This window comes from Comamonas resistens (genome assembly GCF_030064165.1).
Taxonomy (GTDB): domain Bacteria; phylum Pseudomonadota; class Gammaproteobacteria; order Burkholderiales; family Burkholderiaceae_C; genus Comamonas; species Comamonas resistens.
The window spans coordinates 363785-376552 of sequence record NZ_CP125947.1 but is presented as its reverse complement, the minus strand read 5'-3'; the positions used below and the strand labels follow the sequence as shown (position 1 = coordinate 376552).

The following is a 12768-nucleotide window of genomic DNA, read 5'->3' as shown; positions in this document are numbered from 1 at the left end:
GCATGCCCAGACCACGCGCCATGAGGCTCCCGCCTTGGCGTTAGCGCGATTTTTCCAGCAGTGCGTAAAAAAAGCCGTCGTGGTCACCCAAACCATTGTCGGCCACGGAATCGCCTTTGGCGGACTTGCCGGGAATTAAATGCCAGGGAGCGGGCAAGCTGATGGCCGTTTTGTTGCGCGCAAGAAACGCTTTGACCTGCGTATCGCCCTCGGCCTTGAAGACGGAGCAGGTGCAGTAAACCATGCGTCCGCCGGGTTTGAGCAAAGGCCACAGCTTGTCGAGCAGCTGAGATTGAATCCGGGCCAGCTGCGCCACATCGCTTTCACGGCGCAGCCAACGCACATCAGGCTGGCGGCGCACAATGCCCGAGGCCGTGCATGGTGCATCCAGCAAAATTGCATCGAACTGCTGGCCGCCGCACTGCGATTCAAACCAGGCTTCGGGCTGGCCCGCGTCCGCCACCAACACCTGCGCTTGCAGATCCAGACGCGACAGCGTTTCGCCGATACGGCGAGCGCGCTCGGGGTCGATCTCCAGCGCCGTGACCTGCAAGCCAGCAGCCGTCGCATGCTCAAGCAGATGCGCGGTTTTGCCGCCTGGAGCAGCGCAGGCATCCAGCACTCTCAGCGCCCCCCCCTGCAGCGGCTCCAGCCCCTGCAGCAGCAAGGGCGCTGCGACCTGGGCTGCTGCGTCCTGCACCGAGGCCCAGCCTTGCTCGAAATGCGGCAACTCCTGCACCGGTGCGGCCTGCTCCAGCTGCAGCCCGCATTCCGCCACCGGCAATGCTTTCAAATTCATAGCTTCCAGCGCTGACTGGTACTGGGTGGGAGTGCATTTTTTTGCATTGACACGCAAGGTCATCGGCGGCTGCGCATTGTTGGCCGCCAGAATGGTTTGCCAGTCGCCCGGATGGTCTTTTTTCAGTCTGGCAATCCACCAGGCCGGGTGGTTCCATACAGCCACCGGATCCGAATCCGTGGCTACCACCAAGGCATCACGCTCGCGCAGGAAACGGCGCAGGCAGGCATTGATGAAGCCGGACTGGGCGCGCGCCGCACCATGCTTGGCAGCCTCCACGGCCTGATTGACCAGGGTGAACGGCGGATAGGGAGCATGAGTCTCATCCCAGGCCAGAGCCAGCGCCGTGCTCAGCAAGGCACTGACCTTGGGCGCTGGCGCGCGCGATACCAGTTGCTTTTGCAGCGCCTGAGCCCGCCCGAGATTGCGCAAAACCTGGAACAGCAAGGCCTGTACGCCGGGGCGCAGCCGCTGCGGCACCTGTGCCAGCACAGACTTGCTGGACTGCCCACCCAGAATGCCGTGCAAGGCCTGTGCCACTGCTTCCAGCTGCTGCCACAGTGCTGGAGCAGAGGGCGCAGCCTGAGCTGAATCGGCGTTCTTGTGTCTAGGGGGTGTGGAAGTCATGAAGCTCTGAACCGAATGAATCTTGTTAAAACCTACGCCAACAAGGGTGCACCAAGAACTGCAGCCCTGACGCGAAGCTCTTGCTCGAACCTGATTGGCGCAAGTCATGCTTGTCTTGAAAAGAAAAACGCTCCCGTCTGCACAAGGCAGAGCGGGAGCGCGGTGCATCAGCGCTGATCCGGAGCTGCAGGCAGCACCGGATCAGGGCCTGGCTTATTCAGCCGATGCTTCGCCAGCTGGCGCGGCTTCGGCGTCATCAGCCACGACACCGGCCAGTTCCGCTTCTTCAGCCTCGGCAATGGCACGGCGCTCGGCGTCGTCCATTTCGTCCTTGGCCTTGCGAGCCTGGTGATAGGCCAGACCGGTACCGGCAGGGATCAGACGACCCACGATCACGTTTTCCTTCAGGCCACGCAGTTCGTCGCGCTTGCCCATGATGGCAGCTTCGGTCAGAACACGCGTGGTTTCCTGGAAGGAAGCCGCGGAGATGAACGAGTCGGTGGACAGCGAAGCCTTGGTGATACCCAGCAGCACGTTGGAGTATGTGGCAGGCAGCTTGCCTTCCTTTTGCATCTCTTCGTTGGTGTTGAGCACCTCGGAACGCTCGACCTGTTCACCCTGGATGTAGGTGGTATCGCCGGAGTTCTCGATGATCACGCGACGCAGCATCTGGCGAACGATCACCTCGATGTGCTTGTCGTTGATCTTCACGCCCTGCAAGCGATACACATCCTGCACCTCGTCCACGATGTAGCGCGACAGCTCTTCGATACCCAGCAGGCGCAGGATGTCTTGAGGATCGGCGGGACCGTCGACGATGGATTCGCCCTTGTTCACCACCTGGCCTTCGTGGACCAGAATGTTGCGCTCCTTGGGCACCAGTTCTTCCCAGACCTTGCCTTCCAGATCGGTGATCTGCAGGCGGATCTTGCCCTTGGTTTCCTTACCGAAGGACACGGTACCGGTCATCTCGGCCAGAGTGCCCTTGTCCTTGGGCGTACGGGCTTCGAACAGCTCGGCCACGCGAGGCAGACCACCGGTAATGTCTCGGGTCTTCTGACCTTCCACGGGGATACGGGCCAGCACTTCGCCGGGGCCCACGTCCTGGCCGTCGCGCACCTGGATCAGAGCGCCAACCTGGAAGCCGATCGTCACGGCATGGTCGGTACCGGGGATCTTGACTTCCTGGTTGTTGGCGTCGATCAGCTTGACCTGAGGACGCACCACCTTGGCAGAGCCGCGACGCTTGGGGTCGATCACCACCAGAGTGGACAGACCGGTCACTTCGTCGACCTGCTTGGCCACCGTCAGACCTTCTTCCACATTCTCGAAACGCACTTGACCGGCGTATTCGGTAATGATGGGTCGGGTCAGCGGATCCCAGTTCGCCAGGATCTTGCCAGCCTTGATGGTTTCGTCGGGCTTGATGGTCAGTACGGCGCCGTAAGGCACCTTGTGACGCTCACGCTCGCGGCCGTTTTCGCTGATCACGATTTCGCCGGAACGGGAAATCACCACCAGCTCACCCTTGGTGTTGGACACGTAGCGCATCGTGCTGTTGAAGCCGATCGTACCGTTGGACTTGGCTTCCACGCTCGAAGCGATGGCGGCACGCGAAGCGGCACCACCGATGTGGAAGGTACGCATGGTCAGCTGCGTGCCGGGTTCACCGATGGACTGGGCAGCGATCACACCCACGGCTTCGCCGAGGTTGATCAGGCCGCCGCGACCCAGGTCACGGCCGTAGCAGGTTGCGCACAGACCGAAACGGGTCTCGCAGGTCAGAGCCGTACGCACCTTGATTTCGTCCACGCCCTGGTTTTCCAGCTCTTCGATGGTGTCTTCGTCCAGCAGAGTACCTGCGGCCAGCAGCACGGAGCGGTTTTCCGGATGCAGCACATCTTCGGCGGTCGAGCGGCCCAGCACGCGGTCGCGCAGGGATTCGATCACTTCACCGCCTTCGACGATGGCGCGCATCAGGTAACCGTTGGAAGTGCCGCAATCCTGTTCGTTCACGACCAGATCCTGGGTCACGTCCACCAGACGACGAGTCAGGTAACCGGAGTTAGCCGTCTTCAGCGCCGTATCCGCCAGACCCTTACGAGCACCGTGGGTGGAGATGAAGTACTGCAGAACGTTCAGGCCTTCGCGGAAGTTCGCGGTAATAGGCGTCTCGATAATCGAGCCGTCAGGCTTGGCCATCAGACCACGCATACCGGCCAGCTGACGAATCTGAGCTGCGGAGCCGCGGGCGCCGGAGTCGGCCATCATGTAAATCGCGTTGAACGATTCCTGATCGACTTCGTTGCCGTGACGGTCGGTGGTCTTCTGGACCTTGAGCTGGTCCATCATCACCTTGGACACGTCGTCACCGGCCTTGCCCCAGATGTCCACCACCTTGTTGTAGCGCTCGCCAGCGGTCACCAGACCGGAGACGTACTGCTGCTCGATTTCCTTCACTTCGGACTCTGCGCGGGCCAGGATGTCGGCCTTTTGCGGAGGCACCAGCATGTCGTCGATGGAGATCGAGATACCGGCGTGCGTGGACAGGCGGAAACCGTTTTGCAGCAGCTTGTCAGCGAACACCACGGTGGCCTTCAGACCGCACTTGCGGAACGAAGCATTGATCAGCTTCGAGATTTCCTTCTTCTTCAGCGCCTTGTTCATGTTGCTGAAAGCCAGGCCCTTGGGCAGGATTTCAGACAGCAGAGCACGACCCACGGTGGTTTCCACGAGCGAGGTCACGGGCTCGAATTCGCCGGTTTCCTTGTTCTTGTTCCACTCGGTCAGGCGCACGCTCACCTTGGCATGCAGCTCGGTCTCGTCGGCATCCAGAGCACGTTGCAGCTCCATCAGGTCGGCAAACACCATGCCTTCGCCCTTGCCGTTGATCTTTTCACGCGTGGCGTGATACAGACCCAGCACCACGTCCTGAGAAGGAACGATGGAGGGCTCGCCCGAGGCGGGGAACAGCACGTTGTTCGAGGCCAGCATCAGCACGCGGGCTTCCATCTGTGCTTCCACAGACAGGGGCACGTGAACAGCCATCTGGTCACCGTCAAAGTCGGCGTTGAAGGCCGCGCAGACCAGCGGGTGCAGTTGCAGGGCCTTGCCTTCGATCAGGATAGGCTCAAACGCCTGGATACCCAAACGGTGCAGCGTAGGCGCACGGTTGAGCATGATGGGGTGTTCCTTGATGACTTCTTCAAGGATGTCCCACACCACGGGCGTACCGGCTTCCACTTCTTTCTTGGCCGCCTTGATGGTCGTGGCGATGCCGCGCTGCTCGAGCTGCGCGAAGATGAAGGGCTTGAACAGCTCCAGAGCCATCAGCTTGGGCAGACCGCACTGGTGCAGCTTGAGGTAAGGACCCACGGTGATCACGGAACGACCGGAGTAGTCCACGCGCTTGCCCAGCAAGTTCTGACGGAAACGACCGCTCTTGCCCTTGATCATGTCGGCCAGAGACTTCAGGGCACGCTTGTTGGCGCCCGTCATGGCCTTGCCGCGACGGCCGTTGTCCAGCAGCGAATCCACCGCTTCTTGCAGCATGCGCTTTTCATTGCGAGCAATGATTTCGGGAGCCTTGAGCTCCAGCAGGCGGCGCAGACGCGAGTTACGGTTGATGACGCGGCGATACAGGTCGTTCAGGTCGGAAGTGGCGAAACGGCCACCGTCCAGAGGCACCAGAGGACGCAGATCGGGAGGCAGCACGGGCAGCACTTCCATGACCATCCAGCCGGGCTTGATGCCGGACTTCTTGAACGCTTCGAGCAGCTTCAGGCGCTTGGCGTTCTTCTTGACCTTGACTTCAGAGCCGGTCAAATCGCCGCGCAGGCGTTCGATCTCGACGTCGATATCAATGCCTTCGAGCAGGTCCTTGATACCTTCAGCGCCCATCTTGGCGGTGAATTCGTCGTAACCGTACTCGAGTTGCTTTGCGTCGTAGTCGTCCTCGGTCATGATGCTGAACTTCTTCAGCGGAGTCATGCCGGGGTCGGTCACCACATAGGCTTCGAAGTACAGCACGCGTTCGATGTCACGCAGCGTCATGTCCAGCACCAGGCCCAGGCGCGAAGGCAGGGACTTCAGGAACCAGATGTGAGCGCAGGGCGCGGCCAGGTCGATGTGACCCATGCGTTCGCGACGCACCTTGGTCTGTGTGACTTCAACGCCGCACTTCTCGCAGATCACACCGCGGTGCTTGAGGCGCTTGTACTTGCCGCACAGGCATTCGTAGTCCTTGATCGGGCCAAAGATCTTGGCGCAGAACAGACCATCACGCTCGGGCTTGAAAGTACGGTAGTTGATCGTTTCAGGCTTCTTCACTTCACCGAAAGACCAGGAGCGGATCTTTTCGGGCGAAGCCAGGCCGATCTTGATGGCATCGAAATGCTCATCAGGCGTAAATTGCTTGAACAGGTCGAGTAGCGATTTCATGTAACTCTTTCCTTTTCGTCAAAAATCATTGCAGCCACCGCTGGATTTGCCTTGGTTTCAGCAACGAACCAAGCGCAAATCCTTTGTTTTAAAGCGGTTGCAGCTCTCTGTTTAATAGGGCTTAAGAACGTTCGAGCTCGATGTCCAAGCCCAGAGAGCGGATTTCCTTGACCAGCACGTTGAACGATTCGGGCATGCCCGCTTCGATCGAATGCTCGCCCTTGACGATCGATTCGTACACCTTGGTACGACCGACCACGTCGTCGGACTTCACAGTCAGCATTTCCTGCAGCACATAAGCGGCGCCGTAAGCTTCCAGCGCCCACACTTCCATTTCACCGAAACGCTGACCACCGAACTGGGCCTTACCGCCCAGAGGCTGTTGCGTCACCAGCGAGTAAGGACCGGTGGAGCGGGCATGCATCTTGTCGTCGACCAGGTGATGCAGCTTCAGGTAGTGCATGTAGCCGATGGTGGTCGGACGCTCGAAGCGCTCGCCGGTACGGCCGTCATACAGATAAGCCTGAGTACGTGCTTCGGTCAGACCCTTGGCGGCAGCGATGTCGTCAGGGTAGGCCAGCTTCAGCATGTCCTTGATCTCGGCTTCGGAGGCGCCGTCGAACACAGGGGTTGCGAAAGGCACGCCCGTGGTCAGCTCCTTGGCCATGGACATGACTTCGCCGTCGTCCAGCTGAGACAGCTCTTCCTTGCGACCGCTGCGGTTGTAGATCTCTTCCAGGAAGGCACGCACTTCGGCAGCACGGGCTTCCTTTTGCAGCATGTCACCGATACGCTGGCCCAGGCCCTTGCCGGCCCAGCCCAGGTGCACTTCCAGCACCTGACCGATGTTCATACGCGAAGGCACGCCCAGCGGGTTCAGCACGATGTCGGCAGTGGTGCCGTCGGCCAGGAAAGGCATGTCTTCCACGGGAGTGATCTTGGAGACCACACCCTTGTTACCGTGACGACCGGCCATCTTGTCGCCAGGCTGCAGGCGACGCTTGACGGCCAGGTAGACCTTGACCATCTTCAGCACGCCGGCAGGCAGCTCGTCGCCCTGAGTGAGCTTCTTGCGCTTTTCTTCGAACGCCAGGTCGAAGGTGTGACGCTGCTGCTCGATGGAGTTCTTGATGGACTCCAGCTGAGCGGCCACTTCGTCTTCGGCAGGGCGAATGTCGAACCAGTGGAACTTCTCCACGCCGTCCAGATAGGCCTTGTCGATCTTGGCGCCCTTGGACAGTTTCTGAGGGCCACCGTTGGCCACGCGGCCAGTCAGCAGCTTCTCGATACGGTCAAAGGAGTCGGCTTCGACGATACGCAGCTGGTCGTTCAGGTCCAGGCGGAAGCGCTTGAGTTCATCGTCGATGATCTGCTGAGCACGCTTGTCGCGCTGGATGCCTTCACGCGTGAACACCTGCACGTCGATCACGGTGCCTTGCGAGCCCTGATCCACACGCAGCGAAGTGTCCTTCACGTCGGAAGCCTTCTCGCCGAAGATGGCGCGCAGCAGCTTCTCTTCAGGCGTCAGCGTGGTCTCGCCCTTGGGAGTGACCTTGCCCACCAGCACGTCGCCGGGTTGCACTTCGGCGCCCACGTAGATGATGCCGGATTCGTCCAGGCGGTTCAGTTGCTGCTCGGACAGGTTGGGAATGTCGCGTGTGATTTCTTCGGCGCCCAGCTTGGTGTCGCGAGCCATGACCACGAGTTCCTCGATGTGGATCGAGGTGTAGCGATCGTCAGCCACGATGCGCTCGTTGATCATCACCGAGTCTTCGTAGTTGTAGCCGTTCCAGGGCATGAACGCGATCAGCATGTTCTGGCCGATGGCGATTTCGCCGAGGTCGGTCGACGCACCGTCCGCCAGCACATCACCCTTGGCCAGCTTGTCGCCACGGCTGACGATGGGGCGCTGGTGGATGTTGGTGTTCTGGTTGGAACGCTGGTACTTGATCAGGTTGTAGATGTCCACGCCGACTTCGCCGGCAACGGCTTCGTCGTCGTTCACACGGATCACGATACGGGTGGCGTCGACATAGTCCACGATACCGCCACGCTTGGCCGTCACGACAGTGCCGGAGTCAACCGCAGCCACGCGCTCGATACCGGTACCGACCATGGGCTTTTCAGGACGCAGCACAGGCACGGCCTGGCGCGACATGTTGGCACCCATCAAGGCACGGTTCGCGTCGTCATGCTCCAAGAACGGAATCAGCGAAGCGGCCACGGACACGATCTGCGCAGGCGACACGTCCATGTATTGCACGCGCTCGGCCAGCACCAGGGTGGATTCACCCTTTTCACGGGCCGACACCAGATCGCCCACCAGATTGCCTTCGGCATCCAGATCGGCGTTGGCCTGGGCGATCACGTACTTGCCTTCTTCGATGGCCGACAGGTAGTCGATGTCCATCGTGACCTTGCCGTCCACCACGCGACGATACGGGGTTTCGATGAAACCGTACTCGTTCAGGCGGGCGTACAGAGCCAGCGAGTTGATCAGACCGATGTTAGGACCTTCAGGCGTTTCGATAGGGCAGACGCGACCGTAGTGGGTCACGTGCACGTCACGCACTTCAAAGCCGGCACGTTCGCGGGTCAGACCGCCTGGGCCCAGGGCGGAAACACGACGCTTGTGCGTGATTTCTGCCAGAGGGTTGGTCTGGTCCATGAACTGCGACAGCTGCGAGGCGCCGAAGAACTCCTTCAGAGCCGCAGAGATGGGCTTGGAGTTGATCAGGTCGTGAGGCATCAGAGGCTCTTGCTCGGCCTGACCCAGACGTTCCTTCACCGCCTTTTCGATACGTGCCAAGCCGGTGCGGTACTGGTTCTCGGCCAGTTCGCCCACGCAACGCACGCGGCGGTTGCCCAGGTGGTCGATATCGTCGACTTCACCACGGCCATTGCGCAGGTCCACCAGGATCTTGACCACGGCCAGGATGTCTTCGTTGGACAGCACCATGGGACCGGTTGCGCCTTCGCGACCGATCTTGGCGTTGAACTTCATGCGGCCCACGCGCGACAGGTCATAGGTGTCGGCGTTGTAGAACAGGCGCTGGAACAGGGCCTGCACGGCGTCCTCGGTAGGAGGCTCGCCGGGACGCATCATGCGGTAGATGGCCACGCGCGCAGCGAACTCGTCCACGGTTTCATCGGTACGCAGGGTCTGCGAGATGTAGGCGCCTTGGTCCAGTTCGTTGGTGTAGATGCACTGGACATCCTGCACACCGGCGCTGCGCAGCTTCTTGAGCAGGGCTTCGGTCAGTTCTTCGTTGGCCTTGGCGATGATTTCGCCGGTGTCGGGATCAACGATGTTCTTGGCCAGCACACGGCCCAGCAGGAAGTCTTCAGGCACGCTGACGAACTTGGTGCCGGACTGCTCCAGCTCGCGGGTGTGGCGAGCGGTGATGCGCTTGTCCTTGGCGACCACGACCTTGCCGGCCTTGTCGGTGATGTCGAAACGTGCGACTTCGCCCTTCAGGCGCTCGGCCACGAATTCCATCTGGGCACCGCTGTCCATCAGGCGGAAGTTGTCGTTCACGAAGAACGTTGCCAGGATGGTTTCGGGCGTCATGCCGATGGCCTTCAGCAGGATCGACACCGGCATCTTGCGGCGACGGTCCACGCGGAAGTACAGCAGGTCCTTGGGGTCGAACTCGAAGTCCAGCCAGGAGCCGCGGTAGGGAATGATACGAGCCGAGAACAGCAGCTTGCCCGAGCTATGGGTCTTGCCCTTGTCGTGCTCGAAGAACACGCCAGGCGAACGGTGCAGCTGAGACACGATCACGCGCTCGGTACCGTTGATGATGAACGAGCCCTTGTCGGTCATCAGGGGCACTTCGCCCATGTAGACCTCTTGCTCCTTGACTTCCTTGACCACCTTGGACTGAGCCGTGGAAGACTCGCGGTCATAGATGATCAGCTGCACTTTGGCGCGCACAGCGGAAGCAAAGGTCAGACCACGGGTCTGGCACTCACGCACGTCGAAAGCAGGCTTGGCGAGGTTGTACTCGACAAACTTCATCTCCACAAAACCGTTGTGAGAGACGATGGGGAAAGCAGAATCGAAGGCCGCTTGCAGGCCATCAATGGTACGTTTTTTGGGGGCTACATCTGCCTGCAGGAATGCTGTATAGGCATCTTTTTGCATCTGCAGCAGATAAGGCACTTCGAGCACGCTATCGCGGCTCCCGAAGCTTTTGCGGATTCGCTTGCGTTCGGTATAAGAATAGGCCATGAGATCTCCGGGCAAAGACATGAGTCCTGGGTCTGCGACGACTGCCCCACAGGAGGTTCTTCCTGCGGGCTTGGCGGTTGGCCACTACCAACCATGGCTGACGACGATGCGTTGCACATCGCCCGAACCAAGGCATCTTCTGCTGTCGGATTGTCAGAAGACACTAAAAAGCAGACTCCCTAGGAAACCTGCTTTCTGGTGTGTTCTTTCAGCGCGTTCCACAAGCGCCAAAGGCTGGAGACCCTTTTACGAGTCTCCAGCCCTTGATTTCACTGAATTACTTCAGTTCAGCCTTAGCACCGGCTTCCACCAGCTTCTTCACAGCGGCTTCAGCGTCAGCCTTGGGAGCGGCTTCCTTCACGGTCTTGGGAGCGCCGTCGACCAGATCCTTGGCTTCCTTCAGACCCAGGCCGGTGATTTCACGCACAGCCTTAATCACGGACACCTTGTTGGCGCCAGCTTCAGTCAGAACGACGTCGAAGTCGGTCTTTTCTTCAGCAGCAGCAGCACCACCAGCAGCGCCGCCAGCAGCGGGAGCAGCCATAGCAGCGGCGGACACGCCAAACTTCTCTTCAATAGCCTTGACCAGGTCGTTCAGTTCCAGAACAGTCATGCTGTCCAGGGCGGTCAGGAATGCGTCTTTATCGAATGCCATTTTGATTTCCTAAATCTATGTTGGTTTGTTTTGCCGCAATTAAGCTGCAGCTGCCTCGGCGGAACCTTCGCTCTTCTTTGCTGCCAGGGCGCCCAGCACAACGGCTGTACGCGACATAGGCGACATGAGCAAGCCGCACAGTTGTGCGAGCAGGACTTCCTTGGAGGGGATGTTTGCCAGTTGCTTAACGCCGTTGACGTCCAGGGCCTTGCCTGCAAACGCGCCACCGCGAATCACCAACTTGTCGTTGGTCTTCGCGAAGTCGGCCACCACCTTGGCGGCAGCCACTGCGTCTTCAGAGAAGCCATAGACCAGCGGGCCAGTCATCTGGTCAGCCACCACGTCAAACTGGCTGCCAGCCACAGCACGGCGGGCCAGGGTGTTCTTCAACACGCTGAGGCTCACGCCCTTGCTGCGTGCATCAGCGCGCAGTTTGGTCATGTCGGCGACCGTGATGCCACGGTATTCCGCGATCACAAGCGTTTGAGCTTTAGCGGCGAGGCTGGTCACTTCATTGATGACCGCTTCTTTCTCACTGCGATTCAGACTCAAGGTCTACTCCTTCAAATGCGCACTTGGAGCGAACTCCGCATGCGCGCTCTTGTTGCAGCGACCAACTGTTTTGGAAATTCTTCCATCTGCAGCGGGATCGCCATCTGCGTTGGTCATCATGATTAAGTGATCGAATCACACCAACGGTCTTGGATGACCCACCCGGATTGACATCCGAGTGACCCACCACACCAGATGAGCCTGGGCTCACCTGACGATTTCTAGCAATTACGCCGAGATGGTTTGCGTGTCGACGCGAACGCCCACACCCATGGTCGACGAAACCGCAACCTTGCGCAGGTACAGACCCTTGCTGGTAGCAGGCTTGGCCTTGTTCAGGGCATCGATCAGAGCAGCCAGGTTGCCTTGCAGCTTCTCGGTGTCGAACGAGCGACGGCCGATGGTGCCGTGGATGATACCGGCCTTGTCCACGCGGAACTGCACTTGACCAGCCTTGGCGTTCTTCACAGCCGTAGCCACGTCAGGAGTCACGGTGCCAACCTTGGGGTTAGGCATCAGACCACGTGGGCCCAGGATCTGGCCCAGCTGACCCACCACACGCATAGCGTCGGGAGCAGCGATCACCACGTCGAAAGGCATGTCACCAGCCTTGACTTGAGCAGCCAAGTCGTCCATACCCACCACGTCTGCACCGGCAGCCTTGGCTTCTTCAGCCTTGGCACCTTGTGCGAACACGGCCACGCGAGCAGTCTTGCCGGTACCGTGAGGCAGAACCACGGCGCCACGCACCACTTGGTCCGACTTCTTGGCATCCACGCCCAGTTGCACAGCCACGTCGATGGACTCATCAAACTTGGCAGTTGCAGCTTCCTTCACCAGAGCCACAGCGTCGGTGAAAGCGTACAGCTTGTTGGAATCAACCTTGCCCTGGAGAGCTTTTTGCTTCTTGGTCAGCTTGGCCATTTACACACCCTCCACGATCACGCCCATCGAACGGGCAGAACCAGCCAGCGTACGCACGGCGGCGTCGACGTCAGCGGCATTCATGTCCTTCAGCTTGGTGTTGGCGATCTCTTCCAGCTGAGCGCGAGTGATCTTGCCAACCTTGTTCTTCAGAGGATTGGAAGAGCCCTTGTCCAACTTCACAGCCTTCTTGATCAGAACGGTTGCGGGAGGAGTCTTGATGATGAACGTGAAGCTCTTGTCAGCAAAAGCCGTGATCACCACAGGCAGAGGCAGACCGGGCTCGACACCTTGGGTCTGGGCGTTGAACGCCTTGCAGAATTCCATGATGTTGAGGCCACGCTGACCCAGCGCAGGACCAATGGGAGGGGAAGGATTGGCCTTACCAGCTGGCACTTGCAGCTTGATGAAGCCGACGATTTTTTTCGCCATGTTGAGCTCCTTACGGGTATAGCGCCACCTGCAATCTTTGCCGGCAGCTCCCCGAGGTTGCTGACTCTATAAAAAAGCTTCGCATCGAGTCAAAAAATGCGAAGC

7 protein-coding genes are annotated in these 12768 nt (G+C 59.7%); all 7 read right to left on the bottom strand.

Annotation, left to right across the window (positions count from 1 at the left end; all coding sequences use genetic code 11):
• Positions 1 to 40: 40 nt before the first annotated feature.
• The 7 genes from rsmB to rplK all read right to left on the bottom strand — a co-directional run bounded on the left by rsmB (position 41) and on the right by rplK (position 12663).
• Complete coding sequence (gene rsmB / locus QMY55_RS01715; RefSeq protein WP_283486995.1) at positions 41 to 1426, bottom strand: 16S rRNA (cytosine(967)-C(5))-methyltransferase RsmB; 1386 nt, start codon at positions 1424 to 1426, stop codon at positions 41 to 43.
• Between the two features lie 213 nt (positions 1427 to 1639).
• On the bottom strand, positions 1640 to 5866 hold the full coding sequence (rpoC, locus tag QMY55_RS01710) for a DNA-directed RNA polymerase subunit beta' (RefSeq protein ID WP_283486994.1): 4227 nt from the start codon (positions 5864 to 5866) through the stop codon (positions 1640 to 1642).
• A gap of 121 nt (positions 5867 to 5987) precedes the next feature.
• Positions 5988 to 10100 carry a DNA-directed RNA polymerase subunit beta gene (gene rpoB, locus QMY55_RS01705; RefSeq protein WP_283486993.1) on the bottom strand — a complete coding sequence of 1371 codons (4113 nt, stop codon included), beginning with the start codon at positions 10098 to 10100 and terminating at the stop codon, positions 5988 to 5990.
• A gap of 277 nt (positions 10101 to 10377) precedes the next feature.
• A complete protein-coding gene (rplL, locus tag QMY55_RS01700) occupies positions 10378 to 10755 on the bottom strand; it encodes a 50S ribosomal protein L7/L12 (protein ID WP_043006658.1) in 378 nt (125 codons plus the stop codon).
• A gap of 39 nt (positions 10756 to 10794) precedes the next feature.
• Positions 10795 to 11307, bottom strand: coding sequence for a 50S ribosomal protein L10 (gene rplJ, locus QMY55_RS01695; protein WP_218242066.1), 513 nt, complete (start codon positions 11305 to 11307; stop codon positions 10795 to 10797).
• A gap of 228 nt (positions 11308 to 11535) precedes the next feature.
• Positions 11536 to 12231 carry a 50S ribosomal protein L1 gene (gene rplA / locus QMY55_RS01690; RefSeq protein ID WP_283486992.1) on the bottom strand — a complete coding sequence of 232 codons (696 nt, stop codon included), beginning with the start codon at positions 12229 to 12231 and terminating at the stop codon, positions 11536 to 11538.
• Complete coding sequence (rplK, locus tag QMY55_RS01685; RefSeq protein ID WP_283486991.1) at positions 12232 to 12663, bottom strand: 50S ribosomal protein L11; 432 nt, start codon at positions 12661 to 12663, stop codon at positions 12232 to 12234.
• Positions 12664 to 12768: the final 105 nt, after the last annotated feature.